21 protein-coding genes are annotated in these 22,070 nt (G+C 42.7%); 15 read left to right on the forward strand and 6 right to left on the reverse strand.

Features of this window, described 5'->3' with window-relative positions:
- Positions 1–93: 93 nt before the first annotated feature.
- From P8629_RS04795 to P8629_RS04810, 4 genes are all read left to right on the forward strand, one after another.
- Positions 94–1,575, forward strand: coding sequence for a leucyl aminopeptidase (locus tag P8629_RS04795; RefSeq protein ID WP_278164969.1), 1,482 nt, complete (start codon positions 94–96; stop codon positions 1,573–1,575).
- The gene (locus P8629_RS04800; RefSeq protein ID WP_278164971.1) at positions 1,575–2,018 is read left to right on the forward strand and encodes a DNA polymerase III subunit chi; all 444 of its coding nucleotides are present in this window, start codon (positions 1,575–1,577) and stop codon (positions 2,016–2,018) included. Before P8629_RS04795 ends, P8629_RS04800 begins: the two co-directional genes overlap by 1 nt.
- Positions 2,019–2,073: 55 nt before the next feature.
- Positions 2,074–3,111, forward strand: a complete 1,038-nt coding sequence (locus P8629_RS04805) for a type IV pilus twitching motility protein PilT (protein ID WP_278164973.1) — start codon at positions 2,074–2,076, stop codon at positions 3,109–3,111.
- Between the two features lie 113 nt (positions 3,112–3,224).
- Positions 3,225–4,139, forward strand: a complete 915-nt coding sequence (locus P8629_RS04810) for a M14 family zinc carboxypeptidase (RefSeq protein WP_278164974.1) — start codon at positions 3,225–3,227, stop codon at positions 4,137–4,139.
- A gap of 63 nt (positions 4,140–4,202) precedes the next feature.
- Here P8629_RS04810 and P8629_RS04815 read toward each other — a convergent pair whose 3' ends face one another.
- The 3 genes from P8629_RS04815 to uvrB form a co-directional block, all read right to left on the reverse strand.
- Entirely contained in the window at positions 4,203–5,327 is a 1,125-nt protein-coding gene (locus tag P8629_RS04815) for a L,D-transpeptidase family protein (protein WP_278164976.1), read from the reverse strand.
- Positions 5,320–6,135 carry a L,D-transpeptidase Cds6 family protein gene (locus P8629_RS04820; RefSeq protein ID WP_278164978.1) on the reverse strand — a complete coding sequence of 272 codons (816 nt, stop codon included), beginning with the start codon at positions 6,133–6,135 and terminating at the stop codon, positions 5,320–5,322. Before P8629_RS04820 ends, P8629_RS04815 begins: the two co-directional genes overlap by 8 nt.
- A gap of 149 nt (positions 6,136–6,284) precedes the next feature.
- Positions 6,285–8,321 carry an excinuclease ABC subunit UvrB gene (uvrB, locus tag P8629_RS04825; RefSeq protein WP_278164979.1) on the reverse strand — a complete coding sequence of 679 codons (2,037 nt, stop codon included), beginning with the start codon at positions 8,319–8,321 and terminating at the stop codon, positions 6,285–6,287.
- A 280-nt stretch (positions 8,322–8,601) separates the two neighbouring features.
- Between uvrB and P8629_RS04830 the strand changes: the two genes are divergently transcribed.
- Positions 8,602–9,786, forward strand: coding sequence for a pyridoxal phosphate-dependent aminotransferase (locus P8629_RS04830; RefSeq protein WP_278164981.1), 1,185 nt, complete (start codon positions 8,602–8,604; stop codon positions 9,784–9,786).
- Between the two features lie 73 nt (positions 9,787–9,859).
- Here the strand turns inward: P8629_RS04830 and nudE are convergent, their stop codons facing one another.
- Positions 9,860–10,408, reverse strand: a complete 549-nt coding sequence (gene nudE, locus P8629_RS04835) for an ADP compounds hydrolase NudE (RefSeq protein ID WP_278164983.1) — start codon at positions 10,406–10,408, stop codon at positions 9,860–9,862.
- A 30-nt stretch (positions 10,409–10,438) separates the two neighbouring features.
- On the opposite strand from nudE, the gene yrfG reads away from it, so the two are divergent.
- Positions 10,439–11,119 (forward strand): GMP/IMP nucleotidase, encoded by a 681-nt coding sequence (gene yrfG / locus P8629_RS04840; protein WP_278164985.1) that lies wholly within the window; start codon positions 10,439–10,441, stop codon positions 11,117–11,119.
- A gap of 4 nt (positions 11,120–11,123) precedes the next feature.
- On the opposite strand, the gene tmpT is transcribed toward yrfG, so the two are convergent.
- Positions 11,124–11,759, reverse strand: a complete 636-nt coding sequence (gene tmpT / locus P8629_RS04845; RefSeq protein WP_278164987.1) for a thiopurine S-methyltransferase — start codon at positions 11,757–11,759, stop codon at positions 11,124–11,126.
- 77 nt (positions 11,760–11,836) lie between these two features.
- On the opposite strand from tmpT, the gene P8629_RS04850 reads away from it, so the two are divergent.
- The 3 genes from P8629_RS04850 to P8629_RS04860 all read left to right on the forward strand — a co-directional run bounded on the left by P8629_RS04850 (position 11,837) and on the right by P8629_RS04860 (position 15,260).
- Complete coding sequence (locus P8629_RS04850; RefSeq protein WP_278164989.1) at positions 11,837–12,403, forward strand: redoxin domain-containing protein; 567 nt, start codon at positions 11,837–11,839, stop codon at positions 12,401–12,403.
- Between the two features lie 12 nt (positions 12,404–12,415).
- Complete coding sequence (locus tag P8629_RS04855; RefSeq protein ID WP_278164991.1) at positions 12,416–13,087, forward strand: spermidine synthase; 672 nt, start codon at positions 12,416–12,418, stop codon at positions 13,085–13,087.
- 244 nt (positions 13,088–13,331) lie between these two features.
- Complete coding sequence (locus P8629_RS04860) at positions 13,332–15,260, forward strand: ATP-binding cassette domain-containing protein (protein ID WP_278164993.1); 1,929 nt, start codon at positions 13,332–13,334, stop codon at positions 15,258–15,260.
- An 18-nt stretch (positions 15,261–15,278) separates the two neighbouring features.
- Here the strand turns inward: P8629_RS04860 and P8629_RS04865 are convergent, their stop codons facing one another.
- Positions 15,279–15,755, reverse strand: a complete 477-nt coding sequence (locus P8629_RS04865) for a hypothetical protein (RefSeq protein WP_278164995.1) — start codon at positions 15,753–15,755, stop codon at positions 15,279–15,281.
- Positions 15,756–16,001: 246 nt separating this feature from the next.
- Between P8629_RS04865 and nrdB the strand changes: the two genes are divergently transcribed.
- The 6 genes from nrdB to P8629_RS04895 all read left to right on the forward strand — a co-directional run bounded on the left by nrdB (position 16,002) and on the right by P8629_RS04895 (position 22,047).
- Positions 16,002–17,135 (forward strand): class Ia ribonucleoside-diphosphate reductase subunit beta, encoded by a 1,134-nt coding sequence (gene nrdB, locus P8629_RS04870; protein WP_278164996.1) that lies wholly within the window; start codon positions 16,002–16,004, stop codon positions 17,133–17,135.
- 108 nt (positions 17,136–17,243) lie between these two features.
- Positions 17,244–17,957 carry a histidine phosphatase family protein gene (locus tag P8629_RS04875; RefSeq protein ID WP_278164997.1) on the forward strand — a complete coding sequence of 238 codons (714 nt, stop codon included), beginning with the start codon at positions 17,244–17,246 and terminating at the stop codon, positions 17,955–17,957.
- A gap of 10 nt (positions 17,958–17,967) precedes the next feature.
- Positions 17,968–19,179 carry a hypothetical protein gene (locus P8629_RS04880; protein ID WP_278164998.1) on the forward strand — a complete coding sequence of 404 codons (1,212 nt, stop codon included), beginning with the start codon at positions 17,968–17,970 and terminating at the stop codon, positions 19,177–19,179.
- 20 nt (positions 19,180–19,199) lie between these two features.
- Entirely contained in the window at positions 19,200–19,487 is a 288-nt protein-coding gene (locus tag P8629_RS04885; protein ID WP_278164999.1) for an amphi-Trp domain-containing protein, read from the forward strand.
- 21 nt (positions 19,488–19,508) lie between these two features.
- Positions 19,509–21,146: a phosphotransferase gene (locus P8629_RS04890; protein WP_278165000.1), complete on the forward strand. Its 1,638-nt coding sequence runs from the start codon at positions 19,509–19,511 to the stop codon at positions 21,144–21,146.
- Positions 21,139–22,047, forward strand: coding sequence for a GAK system ATP-grasp enzyme (locus P8629_RS04895; protein ID WP_278165001.1), 909 nt, complete (start codon positions 21,139–21,141; stop codon positions 22,045–22,047). Before P8629_RS04890 ends, P8629_RS04895 begins: the two co-directional genes overlap by 8 nt.
- The last annotated feature ends 23 nt before the right edge of the window (positions 22,048–22,070 follow it).

A 22,070-nucleotide genomic window follows, 5' to 3' on the forward strand; every position in this document is an offset into this window, starting at 1 on the left:
TCATCTTTCATTCGACATTAGCGAGCGGTAAACTTCTAGTTAACTAGAGTTTGCCACCTGTTTCCACGATTATACAAGAAGGGATTCAACGAGATGAAACAAATCCAATTCAAGCTGAATGCAACCACCGATTTACACTCATTCGACACACTTATTTTACCGGTATTCGATCAAGGTCAAAGCACTCAGTTAGCGAAAGACGTCAATCTCTTGGATCTCACTCAAACTTTGTTCAAACAAGGTGATTTTTTAGCCAAGCCCGGGCAAACTCAAATGCTTTTTCAACCCGCAAGCATTGCTTGTTCAAGATTGCTACTGGTCGGAATGGGAGAACTGGAAACTCTGACGGTTAAAAGCTACCTTGAAAGCTTAAATGCGGCTGCAAAAGCACTCGATAACACTGGGGCGACCAATGTACTCAACACCCTAATCGAATGCCAACCTGCTAATAATGACCAGGCCTGGGCAATTTATCAAAATACGTTAGCGTTTCAACGCAGTGTTTATGATTATGAGCATGAAAGTCGTAACAAGAAAACGCCAAAAGATCCAAAACTAACCAGTATGAGCTATGCTGCGGAAACCACAGCGGCGAATGAAACAGCCATGAATCAGGCACAAGCTTCAGCGCTCGGTATGGCTTTAACACAAGACTTAGCCAATATGCCGAGTAACTTTTGCACCCCAACCTACCTAGCGGAAACCGCAGAAGCCATGGCAAAAACTTATGGGTTTGAGGCGAACATCTTGGAACAGGATGAAATGATTAAAATGGGCATGGGCTCATTTATGGCCGTCGCACAAGGCGCTCACACCCCACCTAAAATGATTTGTCTTTCCTATCAAGGCGCAGACGCTTCTCAGGCCCCGATTGCCTTGGTCGGTAAAGGCGTGACGTTTGATACGGGTGGTATTTCATTGAAACCAGGTGAAGCGATGGACGAAATGAAATATGATATGGGCGGTGCTGCGACGGTTCTCGGCGTATTTGAAGCACTTGGCCGCATCAAACCAAAACTCAATGTGGTTGCCGTTATCCCTGCCACAGAAAACATGCCTGCAGGCAACGCTATCAAGCCGGGCGATGTCGTCAAATCTTTGTCAGGTCAAACCATCGAAATCCTCAATACTGATGCAGAAGGCCGTTTGATTTTATGTGACGCATTAACCTACGCGCAACAAACCTATAAACCCAGCAAGATTGTCGATATGGCAACCTTAACTGGCGCTTGCATTATCGCACTAGGCCATCAAATGTCAGCTGTACTGGGTAACAACCAACCGTTAGTGGATGCGCTTATAGCCTCAGGCCAAAAGACTTATGATCGTTTCTGGCAAATGCCGTTAAGTGATGAATATGATGAACAACTTAAATCTAACTTTGCCGATATGGCAAACATTGGCGGCCGTGCTGCCGGTACCATCACCGCAGCACAATTCCTAGCTCGATTCACTAAAGACGTGGACTGGGCACATTTGGATATCGCCGGTACGGCTTGGGTCAGTGGAAAAGACAAAGGGGCAACCGGACGCCCAGTTCCTGCATTAGTTGATTTCTTACTTGAGCAAGTTTGATGACAATGCCTTCTTCTTCCCTCGAAAAAGATGTCATTTTTTACGTGTTGGGCACCGATACTGCCCAGCAACGAGAAGCTTTTATTGCCAAACTGGTTAATAAAATTCACCAGGAAAAACGATTGTGCGACATTCGGTTCGAAAAAGAAGAAGAGATGACTCGCTTTGATTTATCTCTTTGGCAATATAAGCCGGAAGCATTTATCCCTCACAGCGTTAAGCGAACGGTTGAAGCCCCTATACAACTTTGGGCTGATCAGGTGGTGACCTCTTGCCAAGATGTCCTGTTGAATGTTCATCCTGACTTCCCACAAAACTTCCAACTATATAATAGAACCATTGAAGTGTTAGACCAAACGGAGCACCTGATTCAAATGGGTCGTGAACGCTGGAAGGCTTATAAAAAAGAAGGATTGGAACCCACCATCCACAAAATAAAATAAACTGAAACACTCAGTTTCAGACTTACTCGATTCATGAGGCAATTGAAGGAAACTTATGGACATCACCCAGTTATTAGAATTTAGTGTGCAGCAAAAAGCATCCGATTTACATTTATCTGCCGGCACTGTGCCTATGCTTCGTTCTGATGGGGATATTCGTCGAGTAGACATGCCAGAGCTTAATGCAAAGACCCTTCAAAGTATGCTTTATGGCATTATGTCTCCCGCCCAGCAGGAACAGTTTAAAGCCGCGCTGGAAATCGACTTTTCTTATGAATTACCCCACATTGCACGATTTCGAGTTAACATCTTTCAACAAAACCGTGGCATAAGTGCCGTATTTCGTACGATTCCAAACCAGATCATGACGTTAGGCGAACTCAATGCACCTGAAATATTGAAAGAAATTGCACAAACGCCTCGAGGCATCGTACTGGTGACAGGCCCAACAGGGTCGGGAAAATCAACCACGCTCACAGCGATAATTGATTTTATCAACGAGACACAACCGGCACATATTTTAACCATTGAAGATCCTATCGAGTTTATACACCAACCTAAAAATGCGCTCATCAACCAACGAGAAGTGCACCGCGACACACATCATTTTAGTAGTGCATTACGATCTGCATTAAGAGAAGATCCCGATGTCATCCTCGTTGGAGAAATGCGAGACTTAGAAACCATTAGTTTGGCATTAACGGCCGCTGAAACAGGCCATTTAGTGTTGGCAACTCTCCACACAAACTCAGCTGCAAAATCTATTGACCGCATCATTGATGCCTTTCCAGCCGGTGAGAAGAATATGGTTCGTTCAATGCTTTCAGAGTCTTTAAATGCCGTTATATCCCAAACGCTTTTGAAAAAACAAAATGGTGGTCGCATTGCCGCACATGAAATTTTATTGGGATCTCCCGCTATTCGAAACCTAATCCGAGAAGACAAAGTGCCTCAAATGTACTCAGTGATCCAAACCTCAAATAAACTTGGAATGCAGACGTTAGATCAAGACCTGCAACGTTTGGTTAAAAATAAAACCATAACGAAAGAGGTTGCTCGCAGCAAAGCTGTCAACAAAGCTGACTTTATATAATCATTTATATTGATAAAAAATAAATGAGGATAATAAAAAAATTGAACACGACCGACCCACTAAGCCTTAAAATAGATTGCCTAACACCTAAGAATTTAAGAATCGATTCCAACATGATAACCAACCAGCAAACCTTATTGACCTTGTCCATTAAACCCTTGCTCGTCAGCTTTATCGGCTTGCTGTTAACGGTATCGAATGCATACGCCTCCATTCCTGTCCCAACGACAGAGCCGAACGGAGTGATTCAAGGGTTTTGTCAAGACTTGTCAAAAAAGCTCCGCACCGTTCAGTATCAAAAATGTTTAGCATTAGGGTTAAATGAAAGTCATCTCTATCAAAGCACTGAAAGTCGTCCTTTAACATATCGCGAAGTGTTACCTTCTGCTTCCATGCCACCAAAGGGTCGCATTTTATTTATCGGCGGCATTCATGGAGACGAATATGCCGCCATTAGCTTGACCTATCTTTGGTTACAAACCTTACTAGATCAAGGCACTGAAACAGGATATCACTGGTTGTTTTTACCCTTAGCCAACCCAGATGGTTTATTTCAAACCCCTGCCACTCGTCCAAACGCTAATTCAGTGGATTTAAACCGTAATTTTCCTTCGCCTGATTGGGATGAATTGGCTTTACGAACCTGGAAAAACCACTACCATAAAAACAAGCGCCGCTACCCTGGACCATTTGCTAATAGCGAACCTGAAACACAGTGGCTGGTTGAGCTGATTGAACGTTTTAAACCGAATGCGATTATTTCAATCCATGCCCCTTATGGATTATTAGATTATGACGGGCCAGAACACGCACAACCTAATAAAATAGGGCATTTAAAACATCGTGCTTTGGGGACATATCCAGGCTCTTTAGGGCGCTATGCTGGGGAACACTTAAACATTCCCGTGTTAACGCTTGAGCTGAAGTCAGCTGGCAGAATGCCGAAAGATTCCGAGATTAAATATATGCTACAAGATTTGGAAGATTGGGTCGCTGAAAAGATTCAACAAAATGATTGGGATTTATAAAAGACTGGGCCAGAAAGCATTCGACCCCATTATCTAAAAACGATCCTTCCGAAACAGGCTAATTTAGGATATATGTGGGCCAACTTTTGATTTCTGCAAGGCCTCATACACCATTTGCCACCCACTGGCACCTTGTCGCTGCCAATATTGCTCAACAAGCTTGCCACCTTCAACCGGAAAACTTACATAATAAACACCCTGCTCTCCAGGGTAAGCATAGACACTCACTCGAGACCAATCTACTTGATAATTTTGCTGTGACCGTAACCATTGGTTAATTTGGGACAATACTTGTTGCTTATCTTCATAATTACGATCAATCAAACTACGTTGTGCACTCTGAGCAATAATCACAGGCGTGGCATGAGATAAACGGTATTGATAAATCAAAGTTTGCATTGCGGGATTATTTAACACCACGCAGCCTCGACTTGCCAAAGGCGGACGGCTATAAGTACTTCTAGGCGTGCCATGCAACCAGATCCCAGACCCAGTTCGACCTTTTTGCTTATCCCAACTGTTTGGATAATTTAAGGTTAAAGCGGCAACCCCATATAGCTCAGGCAATTTCGAATCTGAAAGTTCTTTTTCAATTTTATAAATACCAACGGGTGTTTTTAAATCCCCTCGTACTTGTTTTCCTGCACCTTTCTGTCCGATTGAAACATAATAGTTCGCGACTTCTTCATACCCATTTTCATTTTTTTGATACAGATACAGCCGATGGGCTGCAGAATCAACAATCACAAGGAAGGGCTCTTGACTGGTCTTAAGAACATACTGCGCCAATAACGCATCCCAATCGCCACGTGATCGTTCAAGATCCGTCTTACGCTGCCAACGCACCTTAGCCTCTGACAGCAACGCTTCCGACTTGCGTGCATGCGCAGTTCTTTTCTGCGTAACCCATTCCGACTTGCCCGCTTTAATAGCGTATAAATCGGCTTTCATCAACTGAGCCAGTTGATACTTCGGCATATTTTTAGCCAAATCCTGCATATCATAAAAAGCTTCGTTAAATGCTAAGTTTTTAATCGCATTCAGTCCAGTAATCAATTTTTTTTCCGGCAGAGAAACAAAGTCTTCCGCCAAACTTGCAGACCAAGGCAGACAAAAGAATACCAACGCTAAAAACGACCAGGCCTGGTCATTTTTTTTCTTACTGCATCGCTGCAATAGTCTATTCATAAATCACATCTTCCTGAACAATTTTCCAAGTGTTATCTTGTTTTTGCCAAACCAGCTTCTTACGAACCTTATCTTTAAAGGTATTCGATTCATAAGCCTGCCAAAAGGTCACTTGGATTGTATTCGGCGTTAACGGAACAACCTGTACTTTATCTAACTGTATTTTAATATAACTCGGGCGCTTCAAACTGCCTTTTCGACTGTTGGCCCACGACTGATGCGTTTTATAACCTTCAGGTGTATAAGTTGAAACATAAAACCCTAAATAAGCGGACGTATTTTGACTTGCCCACGTTGCACGCCAACGCTCTACCAAATCCGCCACTGTTTGCATATGACGTTCAACTAACTTTAATTGAGACCTTTCTGGAGTTTTCAAGTCACTACTGGCGCTTAAAACCCATTGCCCTTTCGGCAAATTAATCTCAGTTTTATCAAACACCGATTGATAAGCCAGCTGAGCTTGATAAGCATAAATCTGATTTAAATTTTCGCGTAACGATGCAATTCTTGGATCGCCGTCCAACGCCGACTCTAACACTTGTTGTGCTTTTCTATACTGTTGTTTTTTGATATAGGCGACCGCAAGGTTATTACTGACCGCTAAATCTTGTGGATAGGATTTCAACATTGATTTTAAAATCGAAATAGCTTCATCCATATCCCCTGTTTGAGAGGCTTTTGCGGCTTGTTCAAATTGTTCTTGATAAGTATCGTTGTCTGCTGCCCAAACACTTGTACTTGCTGTAAGCGGTAGTAGCAATGTCACTGCTAATACGATTAAACTCGATGTTTTTTGCACGCTCATTTAATTCTTTTCAATCCTGTTTCTTCGTTTACCCGCTTCAGACGAGTGTGTTAGAACAACTTTATACATTTTCACAATAACACACCTTTTAAATCAACCACTTATTATAAGAGGTTCAGCATGCACTTTAATCTAAAAACCAATCTATTTTAACGCAAATCACCCACACCAACCATAGAACTTTTTAACCCTTTTAGATCATCACGCAATTTTGCGGCCAATTCAAAGTCTAAATCCTTTGCGGCTTGATACATTTGCTTTTCTATTCGCTTGATTTCAGAGGCTAATTGCGCCGGTGTCATACGCTGCATCTCACGCTGAGAATAGCCGCCTTCAGTCTCTGCTGCTTTCAGTTTTGCAGCTGAAGCACCCGGCTTCGGCGCATAAGGTGAATCTTCTAAAATATCCGTTATTTTTTTATTCAATTTCTGCGGCGTAATGCCTTTTTCTGTATTGTGCTCTATTTGTTTTGCACGGCGTCTTTCTGTCTCATCAATCGCTTTCTGCATTGACTTGGTAATTTTATCGGCATACAGAATGGCTTTGCCTGCCACGTTTCTAGCGGCACGGCCAATGGTCTGAATCAACGAACGATCAGAGCGCAAAAACCCTTCTTTATCAGCATCTAAAATTGCGACTAACGACACTTCTGGAATATCCAACCCTTCTCTAAGCAAGTTGATCCCCACCAACACATCAAATTCGCCCAATCGCAGATCACGGATGATTTCGATGCGCTCAACAGTATCAATATCGGAGTGCAAATAACGGACTCGCACATTGTGTTCTTCGAGATACTCAGTCAAATTCTCTGCCATCCGCTTGGTTAAGGTCGTCACCAAAACACGTTCTTTCTTATCAGCGCGCAATCCGATCTCTCCGAGTAGATCATCCACTTGAGTAAGTGCTGGGCGAACCTCTAAAACGGGGTCTAACAATCCTGTTGGACGAACCACTTGCTCGACAATTTTAGACTGGTGCTCTGCCTCATAATTTCCGGGTGTGGCTGACACAAAAATAGTCTGCGGCATAATTTTTTCAAATTCGTCAAACCGCATTGGACGGTTATCCATTGCAGAAGGCAACCGGAAGCCGAAAGTGACCAGATTTTCTTTACGAGAACGATCCCCTTTATACATCCCGCCAATCTGAGGAATGGTCACGTGACTTTCATCAATAAACATCAATGCGTTTTTAGGTAAATAATCCAGTAAGGTCGGAGGCGGTTCGCCAGAAGCTCTACCAGAAAGATAACGAGAGTAATTTTCTATCCCGGAACAATACCCTAGCTCAGACATCATCTCAATATCCAAACGCGTCCGCTCTTCCAAGCGTTGGGCTTCAACCAATTTATTTTGGCTGCGCAACTCTTCTAAACGACTGACCAATTCAACTTTTACCTGTTCAATCGTTTGCAATACGCGTTCTTTCGGGGTCACATAATGCGACTTTGGATACACCGTAATTCGAGTTGGGCGAGTTAACACCTCTCCCGTTAACGGGTCAAACCAAGCTAACGAGTCAACCTCATCATCAAAAAGTTCAATACGAATCGCATATTCCTCAGCTTCCGCAGGAAAAACATCAATCACATCCCCTCGCACCCGAAAACAGCCTCGCCACAGCTCGACATCATTACGAGTGTATTGCATCGTGGTTAATTTCTGCAGAACATCACGCTGTGTAATCGTATCACCCAAACGTAACTGCAAAATCATCTTCAAATACTGATCGGGATCCCCCAGTCCGTAAATCGCAGAAACCGTTGCAATTAAGACCACATCCTTTCGTTCCATCAAAGCTTTAGTGGCAGACAGTCGCAATTGCTCGATCTGTTCATTGACAGATGAATCCTTGGAGATATACGTATCTGAAGCCGGAACGTAGGCTTCCGGCTGATAATAATCATAGTAAGAGACAAAATATTCCACAGCGTTATGCGGGAAGAAACTTTTCATTTCGCCATAAAGCTGTGCCGCCAACGTTTTGTTATGCGCCAGGATAATGGTAGGTCTTTGCACACTGGCGATCACGTTTGCCATGGTAAAGGTCTTACCAGACCCAGTCACCCCGAGTAAGGTTTGAAAAGCTTCACCGTCTTCTAAGCCCTCTACCAATTGCTCAATGGCAACAGGTTGGTCACCTGCGGGCTGATACTGAGAGACGATTTCAAATTTTTTTGCCATAGTAACGTGTTTCTAACCCTTATAAATGCTGCGAAAAACATACATTTGTCTTTGAAAATCAATACTTGTGCTAATTATGCCTACTTATTTGACGTTTTGCGCCAAAGTTACCGAATTTTCTCTTAAAAAAAAGCCCATTTGGTTGTAAAATAACTGAAACATTTTACCTGAGAGCTGAACAGAACAAAACCGTGTATTTCGTGAAGTAATAACTCTATTTCACTGTTCATACACAATTAAACTGTGAAGCAATCCAAAACATGAATGAGACCCTTACATTATGTCCAGATTGTCTAATCGCGTTAATCGAGTAAAACCCTCTCTGACTTTAGTCATCTCTGCCAAAGCGGCAGAGCTGAAAAGAGCCGGGAAAGATATCATCAGCTTAGGTGCGGGCGAGCCTGATTTCGATACTCCAGATCACATTAAAGCGGCGGGTATCAGCGCAATTCAAAATGGTCAAACGCGCTATACACCTGTTGATGGGACACCCGAATTAAAAGAAGCGGTTATTGCAAAATTCAAACGCGACAATAATCTCACTTACGGTATGGACCAAATATTGGTCTCATCAGGTGGTAAACAAAGTTTCTACAACTTGTGCCAAGGGCTATTAAACGAAGGTGATGAAGTGGTCATCCCTGCCCCGTACTGGGTTTCTTACCCTGACATGGCACTTTTGGCAGGCGGCGAGCCAATCATCATCGAAGCCGATATTCAGCAGGGCTTTAAAATCACGCCACAGCAATTAGAATCGGCCATCACCCCTAAAACCAAAATGGTGGTGATTAACAGTCCGTCTAACCCGACTGGAGCAGTTTACACTGCGGATGAGCTTAAAGCATTAGGCGAGGTCTTAAAGCAATACCCAGAAATCGTTATTGCATCAGATGACATGTATGAACACATCCTGCTGAACGACATCCCTTTCACTAATATTCTAGAAGTCTGCCCAGAGCTAACCGATAGAACCGTCGTCATGAATGGTGTTTCTAAAGCCTACTCTATGACCGGCTGGCGCATTGGATATGCAGGCGGCCCTAAAGACCTTATCGCTGCCATGCGTAAAGTTCAGTCTCAAAGCACGTCAAATCCATGTTCAATTTCACAAGCGGCATCCACTGAAGCCCTTAATGGTCCACAGGAATGCATCCAGACCATGTTGACAGAATTTAAAAAACGCCATGCCTTTGTGGTGGAACGCATCAACGAAATCCCGGGATTCAAATGCATTCCTGCCGCTGGCGCTTTCTATGCCTTTATGGATGTAAAAGACGCGATGAAGCAAAAAGGCTATAAAACGGATGCTGATTTTGCGACCGCGATTTTGGAAGAGGTTGATGTGGCGGCGGTACCAGGTTCTGGTTTTGGTGCCGAAGGTCACTTGCGTATTTCATTCGCAACCAGCATGGTCAACTTAATTAATGCGTTGGATCGCATTGACAGTTTCATGCAGGACGCTTAATTTTCGACTTTTCCTTAAAAACCGCCAGGCCTGGCGGTTTTTTTATGTCAACTAAATGCCCAAAAGGCATTTATCAAATGTGTTTTAAATGCTGCAATGTCAACATTAAAGCCGCATAAGCACGACCTTCTGAAAACTCTGGATGCGCCAACAACGCTGGCCAATCTTTAACCGGCCAGTGCACAACTTCTAGAGGTTCAGGTTCATCGCCCTCTGCTTCGCTAGGAGACAAATCTGTCGCCAAAACCAAATGTGTTTGATGAGACATATAGCCTGCGGCGAGGGTCACGGAATCCATTAAAACAATTTCGGCCGGTAACAACCCAATTTCCTCTTGGCTTTCGCGAAGCACAGTTTGCTCCCAAGTCTCCCCTGGATCAATCTTGCCCTTTGGAAACCCTAGTTCATAGCGTTCAACCCCTGCCGCATATTCTCGAATCAGCACCAAGCAGTCATCCATAATCGGTACAATTAAAACAGCACCATGGACAGAGCTCACTAATCGTTCAAATTGAACTTGTGTATCATTTCCATAGACAATATCCAAGCCTTCCACGGTAAAAATACGCGTGTTAGCCAGTTCTTTTTTCGTTAGAATAACGGGCGTTTTTTTCTTTTTCATAAAAAGAATAATACGAAAATAGGAGTCAAAATGCGAATTAATCCCACCCCACAAGGCCTAGAAATTCCATGGCAAGACATTGAAACAGTGCTATTAGATATGGACGGCACCTTACTAGACCTGCATTTTGACTGGCATTTTTGGATGGAATACGTTCCACAAATGTACGCAAAACAAAATCATATTGCGCTAGAAGAAGCCAACAAAATCATCAGAGCTAAAATTCATTCGCAACAAGGCACTCTAAATTGGTACTGTTTGGATTACTGGACAGAACAACTCGATTTACCGATTACCGAACTTAAACATGAATTGAAACACATGATCCAAGCACACCCTGAAGTGATTACGTTTTTACAACGTTTACGAACTTTAGGCAAAGACGTTGTTATGGTGACGAATGCCCACCGAGACAGCTTGGCGATCAAGCTGGAAATGACCGAAATTGGTAATTATTTCGATGAAATGATTTCCTCACATGACTTTGGTATGCCGAAAGAAAATGAAGCGTTATGGCAAGAAATTGAAAATAAGTTTGGATATAACCCAACCACAACGTTGCTAATTGATGATAATTTACAGGCTTTACAATCCGCTTCGGATTATGGAATCCGTTATCAATTGGCTGCCGTGCATGTCAGCCCCAAGATGGAAAAAATTGATCCTAAGGGCTTTCCGAGCTTTGAAAACTTTAACGAAATCATGCCTTAATAAGTTATGATTTAGAGGTCAACACAAACACACTCTCCGTCGTTTGAACTCCTTTTCGCTCAAAGATCTCCGAGTCAATTTTTTCGATATCGAACATGTCTCCAAATAAGTCTTTGACCTCTGATTCAGACACCGCAAATGGCGGTCCTGATTGCAAAGATTGATCATAATCCATCGCAATCAAAAAAATAGGCACGTCCGGTGCCAAAATGGTTTTCAAATGCATGGCATATTGCTGACGCATTTTCAAAGGCAATGCAACCAAAGCAGCTCGATCATAAACCGCCTTAACGGACGCACAATCTTCTGCCGATAAATCAAAGAAATCACCGCAAAGCAAAGTCATGTCTTCTACTTCATAACCAGAAAAAAGGGGATGCTGTATGGAAGTTGCCTGCAGATTATGCTCAGATAAAAATGCTTGCAGCGCCGGTTTGTTTAACTCCACACCCAAAACGGCATGACCTTGTTGTGATAACCAGAGCATATCCAACGATTTGCCACACAAAGGCACTAAGACTTGCTCGTGACCTTCTAAGTTTAATTTTTCCCAATACGTTGCTAAAAAGGCATTCACATTTGACTGATGAAATCCAACTCGTCCACTGCGCCACATTTGATGCCAAAAATCTGCTTCCATACCCCATCCTTTGTTATGATTTGCGCTAAAGATACTGTTTCCCAGTACAAAATTCAAAAAATGAGTTATTTATTTACATGAAAAAACCGTCTTCAACACCGCCGCCTTCTCAAAAAGAGGATTCAGAAACGAATGCACCATTGCCTTACTTACAGCGCAACTGGGTCAAAAACCTGCTCACAGCCGTTTTCTTTATCGCCCTGTATCTTGCCATTCGCCCTTTTATGCAAGGAGATGTCGCTGAAGGTGTCGCCCCGACACTGCAAACCGAATCCATTACTGGAAAGGCCATTCATTTAAAAGATTATCAAGGAAAACCAGTGATGGTTCACTTTTGGGCAACCTGGTGCCCGATTTGTGAGTTTGAGCGCGATGGCATCGAAGCCATCGCTAAAGATTACGCAGTCATTAACATTGCCACTCAATCCAACGATGATGAAGGTTTGTTAACGTATGCCAATGTTCATAATATGAATGCCGACATCATCGTTAATGATTTTGACGGAACCTTAATGAAACAGTTTGGCGCACGAGCCGTCCCCGCAACCTTTATTATCGGCCCCGAAGGGAAGATTGAGTTTGTTGAAGTCGGCTATTCCACTAGCTTAGGGTTAAAAGCCCGTCTCTGGTGGCTGAGTCAGTAGTCTCGTTTTTCTATGGCAAAACATCCCAACGGTTCCATAACGTATAGTGCACGTGATGAATTTGGTTTAATCCAAGTTGTTGATAATGACATCACCCGAAGTCTCTATTTTGATTCTCTGGTAGAACAAAGCCGTTACTATTTCAACGCCCCTCTCACATTGGCGTTTGAGTATCAGGCTTGCTTGCTGGAAGATGCGTTAGAAAAGGCACATTCCTCTCGCGTTCAGTCTATTTTAATGCTGGGGTTAGGCGGCGGCAGCCTGGCAAGCCAACTGCATAGTGTTCTACCAAACTGCCAACAAACATTAGTTGAACTACGTGAAGCGGTCATTCAGATTGCCTATCGTTATTTTTATTTGCCAGAGACGCCTCAAATCGAGACCATTCAAGCAGATGCCCAAGCCTTTGTGCAACACTCCCCTCAACAATACAATCTGATTATTGTAGATTTGTATGACAACGAAAGTATGCCTTGGGCCTTTACTGAAGAGGCATTTCTATCCCAATTACTCAGCCTAGTCTCTCCCTCTGGCCGAATTTTATTTAATTTATGGAAAAGCTCTCCCGAAAAGACCTTAGCCGTCCTGGAATTTTGGGACCAATGCTCTTATGCCAACATCAAAACCAGAGAAATCCAATCCAGTGGAAACATTATTCTTTGTGTAGACATGGTCAAACGTTAGAGACTAAAAAACCCATCCTGCCTTTTCTCAAAGCGAACTGATTAAATTGATTTCACTCGTTATATTGCAACCTCAGAAAATAACGATAAAATACCCTGCTCCAGGGTAAAAGATGTCTCGGATACTTACGTGGTAAAATAACCGACGAATCCCTAGATAAAATTCTGCCCCAAACAGACACTCACTAACCGTCAATTGAACGGCTTAGTCCAAATGAACCCTCAACCAAAAGATATCGAATTTTATGGCTTTGCTTTTCTTGCGCGACACGTCCTTGAGTTATGGAACTCATACCCTTTTCAATAAAGTTTCCTTTAAAGTCGAACCCAATGAACGCGTCTGTATCGTAGGACGAAATGGAGAAGGAAAGTCGACCCTGCTGAAAGTCATTGAAGGAAGTGTTCATGCAGATGACGGAACCCGCATTGTGCAAGATGGCGTGAAAATCGCCAAACTGCAACAAGAAGTCCCCAACGATTTATCGGGCAGTGTTTTCCACATTATTGCCTTAGGGCTGGGTGATATCGGTCATCACATTGAAGAGTTTCATCGCCTCAGTCACGCCATCTCAGAAAATTACACCGACCAACTGATGTCGCAAATGACCAAAGCGCAACAGGCCATCGATGCACAAGATGGGTGGGACCTCAATCAAAAAGTAGAGACCATTATCTCCAAACTGTCTTTACCAGCCGATGCCGAATTCTCAGCACTTTCCGGCGGGATGAAACGTCGAGTTCTATTAGCACAAGCATTGATCCAAAACCCCGACATTCTGTTATTAGACGAACCAACTAACCATTTGGACATTCCGTCCATTCAGTGGCTGGAAGATTTCCTCAAAAATTTGCAGTGCAGCTTAATTTTTATCACCCATGACCGCTCTTTCTTGCAAGCACTTGCGACGCGCATTGTTGAAGTGGACCGTGGGCAGTTACATAATTGGGAGTGTGATTACAAGACGTATTTAGAACGTAAACAAGCTCAACTGGAATCCGAAGCAAAAACCAATGCCGAGTTTGATAAAAAACTCGCACAAGAAGAGGTTTGGATTCGACAGGGCATCAAAGCACGCCGCACCCGCAATGAAGGTCGCGTCCGAGCATTAGAAAAGCTTCGAGAAGAACATAAAGCACGACGTTCACAACAAGGTAAAGCCAATCTTCAATTCAACCAAGGTGGTAATTCAGGTAAACAAGTCATTGAAGTTGAGGACCTCACTTTTGCTTGGCCGAACCAAACCGTTATCGAAGACTTCTCAACCATGATTTTACGAGGGGACAAGGTCGGGATTATTGGTGCCAATGGGTGTGGTAAATCAACCCTGCTAAAACTCCTACTTGGCAAGCTTGAACCCCAGTCTGGTTCGGTCAAACTGGGTACCAATATTCAAATCGCTTATTTTGATCAACACCGAGATCAGTTGGACGAAAACAAAGTGGTGGTCGAAAGCGTGCTTGAAGAATCCGATTATGTCGAAATCAATGGGCACCGTAAGCATATTATGAGTTACCTGTCTGACTTCCTATTTAGCCCGGAGCGAGCCAGACAACAAGTCAAGGCCTTATCTGGAGGGGAACGTAACCGATTATTGCTCGCTCGCGTATTCTCTAAACCGTCTAATTTGTTGATTTTGGATGAACCGACCAACGACTTGGATATCGAAACACTTGAGTTACTTGAAGAGTTATTACTCGATTACCCAGGCACTGTTTTGATTGTCAGCCATGACCGTGCATTCTTAAACAGCGTCGCAACCAGTTCCATCGTGTTCGATGCCCCAGGTGTCGTGAATGAATATATTGGTGGATATGATGACTGGCTACGTCAGAGACCTGATCATTTAGCCCAGGCCGCGACGCTGGAAAAACAAGAAAAGACAGCGTCAAAAACAACCAGGCCTGGCGACAATTCAGCTACTGGAGAGGCAGCAAGTGCACCTAAAAAACCTAAAAAGTTGAGTTATAAAGACCAACGTGAATATGATGCGCTTCCGCAACAAATTGAAACGTTAGAACAAGAGTTGGAAGCCTTAAATGAACAAATGAGTGCGCCGGAATTTTATCAGCAAGACAATACCCAAGCGGTCATAGACCGCTTGAATACTTGTGAATCTGAGCTTGAATCGGCATTTGAACGCTGGGAAACACTGGAAGCTCTACTCAACGATTAAGGCACCAACGCTATACTCTCAGCGTTTTAAAGAAACGCTGGGGTGTGGCCGGCTCGAAAGTTCTTTTTGCCATTTTTTCCATCGATTTAAACTGATGAGCAATCGTAATAAGGCTTTGGATGACGGAGACTGATCGAGTTGGTATTTAAAATAGCCTTTATCAATCAAAGACTGAACTTCTGGCAAGTCACTTTCTTTTCTCATTAAAACCACCGGCGTGGTTAAAATCGTCGGATTTTCATGAGTCACCTGCCCCCAAACCTTTGCGGCGGCTTTCGCGAGCGACTGATCAATCAACACCGCTAAATAAATCCGATGGGTTGAATAATGGTGTTTTTCAATCTCTGCAATCACTTCTTCTGCCGTTTTCAACGCAAGTACATTGACGCCACACCCTTCAAAAAACGTACACATTCGTTTCAACCGGACTGGGTCGGTATCGCAGACAATGACACGCCGACCTTTTAACCACATTAACGCTTGTTTCTGTTGCATAAATTCAACCTTTTCACAGGCGGATTTCCAAACCTCATCTCATTATCGATAAAGTCATCTTAAAAAGCTATCAAAACCCAAACACAATCCCCATCGATTTATACCAACAATAATAATGCTATAAAAAAACTCTTAGAAAACGTATCTCAACGAGCTCAAAAATAAGATACAATTTTCACCTATTATGAAACTGAACCAACGGTTGACGTAACCTTAAAATTTGCTATTTTTCAGGAAAATTGTCCTATGAGCTGTAACGAAAAACATACCTATTCAACTTTTTGCCGTTCTTCTAATAACGCTTTAAAAGAACCTATGTTCTTTGGCCAAAACGTTAATGTCGCACGCTATGACCAACAAAAACATCCCATTTTTGAAAAGTTGATTGAAAAACAACTCAGTTTTTTCTGGCGACCTGAAGAAATCGATTTATCTTCGGATCGCGGCGAATATGCTAATTTACCCGAACATGAAAAGCATGTTTTCATCAGTAACCTTAAATACCAAACGTTATTGGATTCTGTTCAGGGGCGTTCACCAAACGTAGCCTTATTACCACTGGTATCCATTCCTGAACTTGAAACTTGGATTGAAACTTGGTCTTTCTCAGAAACCATTCACAGTCGTTCCTACACACATATTATCCGCAACATCGTGTCAGACCCCTCTTTGGTCTTTGATGATATTGTGGCCAATGATGAAATTGTCAAACGCGCTATTAGCGTGACGGTTTATTATGACAAACTGATTAACCTAACAAATCGTATGTATGCGGAAGAAATTGACCTCGAAAAAAATGACGCTTTTAGAAAAGAGATTAAAACCGCTTTATTCTTAACCATTGTGTCAGTCAATGTTTTAGAAGCCATTCGTTTTTATGTTTCTTTTGCTTGTAGTTTCTCATTTGCCGAACGCTCCCTCATGGAAGGGAACGCCAAAATCATTAAACTGATCGCACGTGATGAAGCCTTACACTTGTCAGGCACACAACATTTAATCAATATCATGCGAGAAGGGAAAGATGACCCGGAAATGATGGAAATCGCCAAAGAAAACGAAGAAAAGACCTACCAGATTTTCCGTGAAGCCGCAGAACAAGAAAAAGAATGGGCCGACTACCTGTTTAAAGATGGTTCCATGATTGGTTTAAACGCCAGCATTCTTAAAGATTACGTGGAATACATCACCAACACACGTATCAAAGCGATCAAGCTCAACCCGATTTTTGAAAACAAAAGTAATCCTTTACCGTGGATGAACAACTGGTTGGTTTCTGACAATGTTCAGGTGGCTCCGCAAGAATCCGAAATCAGCTCTTACTTAGTCGGACAAGTTGACTCAACCGTTGATAAAGACGATTTCAACGACTTTGCGCTTTAATTCCCTCCTACTTTTGGGCTTGTTCTCATAACAAGCCCTCTTCTTTTGTTATAAAACTGTCACACCGCTATCACCTAGCTTTCAAATAGGCTCTTTATACTTATTTGAATGAAGCTACCAAGACACATATTAGCCTTTATCCGGCATGGTGAATACGATCAGCGACCGAATACCCCTAGCGCCCTTCAGTCAGGCGCTCTGACCTCTATTGGGCTACAACAATCTCTCAAGGCTGCTTATCAGTTACAGACTTTCTTGACTGAAAATACATTGCCCCTCTGCCCTCAAATAGAATGCTCTAATGCTCTGAGGGCTTGGCAAACAGCCGACATTATCCAATCATCTTTACAGTCAGAGCATTTAAATAGATTAACCGTACATATCGAACCTGATTTGCATGAGCGATCTGTCGGCATTATGACCAACCTCACAATAAAGGAAATAGAAGATTACCTTTCTCAGGATCCTCGCGTTGCTTCTCCGCCCAAAAATTGGAAATCGGACAGTCATTACTGTCTTCCTTGTGAAGGAGCAGAATCATTAATGCAAGCTGGGGAAAGAGTCAAAAACGTTATTGATCAACACTTTAATCAACGGGTTCAGCACAACCAATCTCAGGTCAAAGTTGTGGTTGGGCATGGGGCTGCTTTTCGCCACGCTGCTTACCTGTTGGGAATTCTGGAATTTGATGACATCGCCCAGCTCTCGATGCATCATGCAACGCCTTTGTTTTTTGAATATTCTCCATCCTCCGGTCATTGGAAAAAAATTGCTGGCGAATGGAAAAAACGCACCACCATCAACACGCCATTAATTGATTGAGGATAAAATAATGTATGCTTCCAGTGCAATAACTTGGCAACCTGAATTCACGACACCTTTGACTGGGGATCATTGGCTTGCCCCTGATAAAGATACCTATTTCTTCTGTGATCTACATGCCGATGCTGAAGCCTTTCTGCGCTCACTGAAACTGAGCTATCTAGTGACACTCGACAGTACGATTGATTCGATTCAGCTCACCACCAAAGGTATGCATGGTCAAATCATTATTGGAGGCGATTGTTTTGACAAAGGCCCCAGTAACCTAGCGTTATTCAAATTGATTCGGTTACTCAAACAGGCCCGTTGCAATTTGGTTCTACTCGCGGGCAATCACGACATCCGTATCTATGCTGGATTGCTGGCCATCGACTTTATGGACAACCCAAGGCAAGCCCACTTTTTTGTTCGGATGGGCCGAAAAACGGCCAGTTTGTTTGCCGAAATTTATCATGAATACGGCCAAGACATGACGCCTTGTTCTTTAAGTGACGCGGAAATAAAAGCCGCCCTTTTACCGCCTAAAAGTTGGTTTAGCGCGTTTCCTGAATCAGTCAAAAACGTTCTTTCTTTCAAAAAAATTCAGAAAGAGATACGCCAGATTGAAAAAAAACAAAACGATTTTATCCAGGCGTGTTTTGAGCAAGGCTTGACACTCCAACAGATTTACCAGGCCGCACAAATGGCGAAACGCTTATTTATCGACAAGGACGGCGAATTTGCTTGGTTCTTCCAAAATCTCGACCTTATTCATATTGCCGGAAGTTATTGTTTCAGCCACGCAGGACTGGATGACCGATTTGCCGAAAAAATAAAACAACACAGCATTGATGACTTAAATCAACAATTCCGCATCAACATGCATTCTGGAAAGATTTTTGAAATGTATTACAGTGAATTCGGCAATGTCTTCCGTACTAAATATCGTGAAAATGACTGGCCGCTAACCGAAAAAGGCGCCTGCATTTTAAAACAAAACAATATCTACGCCATGGTAAATGGACACCGAAGCCATAAGAAAGGACAGCAACTTTTTATCCGTCAAGGGTTGTTGAATTTTGAATGCGATACTCAATTAAATGCAAATTGTCGTAAAAAATCTAACATACAAATCCCGGGGGAAGCTGTTACAATTTTCTATTCAGATGGGATGGTATCGGCTTTAAGCAGCGATTTTCCTGCAACAAAACAATTTCATCCCAAACAGCTTAAGCAACACTAAGCGTTCTAAAGGTTACGACTATGGCAAAAAAAGATAAGTACTTTGAACATGAATCCTTACAGGATAAAGACTCCATTACCAGTTACCTGAAAGCGATTACACAAGGGTTTAAAAAAGGCGCTATTGAGTTCAGTGATGAAGACGACGACTTTATCCTGACGCCTCAAAAATTGGCTAATTTGAAGATTAAAGCCAACCAGACCAAAAAGGGTCAAACACTGAATATCAAAATCAGCTGGTCTTCAGATCAAAGCACTGACTTTGAAGAGTCACCATTATTCATTGATCCCAAGAAACCTAAAAAATAATCCGAGAACTGATACTGATTTATGCAGATACTCTCTGAACTTTACGAACCCTTACGCTTTCTGACCATTGAAGTTCAGAAACAACTGGATGCCGTAAATCTGTTTTTTGAAACGGGCGAGCATAAAGCAGCCGAAATCAGCTTAAAACGAGTCGATTACATCGACAATATTCACGTCAATCTGCTTAATCGTGCATCGGTCTATCTGACAGATAATAACGATGAAGAAACCCAAATTACCGTCCAGAGCTATGAGCATTTAAATCAAAGTCTCAAAGCACTTTCTCGACAATTACAAGCCATTGTCTTCCAAGCAAAACACTCTTCCAGTGCGTTAAAACTCCTGCGAAAAAAGGCAGTTTTTAAAGCCATTAAAGACCTTCAAATTGGGCTGGAACTGATTGAACCCGCAATTGAATCCGAGAGTTCAACCCTGGCCATTGATATCTGTCGGCTGAAAGTCCACATTGATAAACGGTGTGACCAACAATTAGAAAAATATAAAGCACGTTTGAAAAAAGGACAGCAAACCGAAGCACTTTTAAATGCCAGCTTCATCTTAAGAGACATTAGTGAAATGGGCGAAGCGCTGCTTCGAATTGGTGAAGGAATTATTTCGGCCAACATGGGACAGATGATTCAAATTGATCGCTACCATTCCCTGGAAGCCACCTTAACTGCATTGCAGCTTAGCCCGCAACAAGATGCCTTAAGCATTCGTGCCATGGGAGAAACCAAGTCTGGCTGCACCATTTCTGGTGTGATGAATGCCGAAGAATCAGAAGGTCAAATGTTAGCGGTGTTTAAGGAAGGTGATAAAGCCAAACTCAAGGAAGAAAAAACCGGCATTGAAAGCTGGCACGAAATTTTTCCGGGCATTGCACCCAAAGTTTATTCTTATCATAAAAATGGCAACAAAGCCGCCCTGCTGTTTGAATATTTGACTGGTGATACCTTTGAAACCTTACTGGTTGAAAAAGATCGAAAAACCTTGAAAGCAGCATTAAACACTTTATTTAATACCTTGCAAAAAATCTGGCAAGAAACACAATCCAACGAAGTGCATCCGGCACACTATATGCGACAACTCAAAAAACGACTGAATGACATTTATGATGTACACCCTGACTTTAAACTGCAAACCGTCCGCATCAATGGGGTTAAAAATCAAGCACTAGAACAACTGATCAGCGCCGCAGAACACATAGAAGAAACCCTCAGTTGCCCCACTGCTGTTTACATTCATGGCGATTTCAACTTAGACAACATCATTTATGATCCTCTGGAAAACGAAATCAACTTCATTGATTTACATCGCTCTGAATACTTAGATTTTGTACAGGATCTTTCCGTTTTAATGGTCTCCTGTTATCGACTGTCCAACTTTGATTCTCAGGTTCGAAAACTCATTGCTCAAATGATGCAAGCCATCTATCAGTTTGGATCGGATTATGCCGAAAGCATCGATGACACCTCATACCACTTACGAATGGCTTTAGGATTAAGTCGTTCATTTTTAAGCTCGACCCGTTTTGTTTTAGATAAAGAGCATGCGAAATCCATGCACTTTCGGGGTCGTTATTTGATAGAACAAGTTATTCGATTAACGGATGAAGAACGGTTAACGTATCGAATTCCGAAAGAGATATTTCATGATTAAACACACATCATCTTTAAAGATTGGGGTTGTAGGCATTCCCGGTAAATGGTCAACGGAAGTGCTTGCCGATGCCATTGAAGCAAAAACAGGCTTTCGAATGGTCATTGATATCGAAAAAGTCGTCGCTTACTTAGACGAACCGTCTGTCCGCTATAAAGGGGATTGTCTATGCGGGTTGGATGGCATCATCATCAAAAAAATCTCTCAGACCTACAGTCCGGCAGTGATTGACCGTTTGGAAATATTACGTTTTGTCGAAAAATGTGGTGTCAAAATTTTTTCAAATCCTCAGGAAATCATCCGTTTGGTTGATCGAATGAGCTGTACGGTTTCACTCGCCAAAGCAAACATCCCCATGCCACCCACCATTATTACCGAAGACATTGAAGCGGCGTATGAAGGCGTCCTCTCTTTTGGCAAAGCGATTCTAAAGCCTTTATTTTCGACAAAAGCGCGAGGCATGGAAGTATTGAACAGTGAAAGCTCGGCAAAAACACTCAAAGCGCAATTGAACCAATATTATGAAAAGCAAGGATTTTTCTATTTACAAAAAAAGCTCAAACTACCTGGAAAAGATATGGGGTTGGTTTTTTTAGGCGGAGAATATCAAGGCGCTTATGCCCGAGTCTCCTCCGGCAACAGTTGGAATACCACGATTCATTCCGGGGGGAAATATGCCGAAGCACACCCGTCTGATGAAATCATTGAAATCGCACACAAAGCCCAATCTCAGTTTGATTTGAGTTATACCACGGTTGACATCGCAGAAACAGAAGAAGGACCCGTCTGTTTTGAAGTCTCTGCTTTTGGCGGCTTCAAAGGAATCCATGAAGGATTGGGGCTAGATATGGCGACGCAGTATGCCCATTACGTTATTGAAACCCTCAAAAACCCAACCTAAGTGATTTTTACCAAGGAGTTACT

This window comes from Hydrogenovibrio sp. 3SP14C1 (assembly GCF_029625905.1).
Lineage (GTDB): Bacteria > Pseudomonadota > Gammaproteobacteria > Thiomicrospirales > Thiomicrospiraceae > Hydrogenovibrio.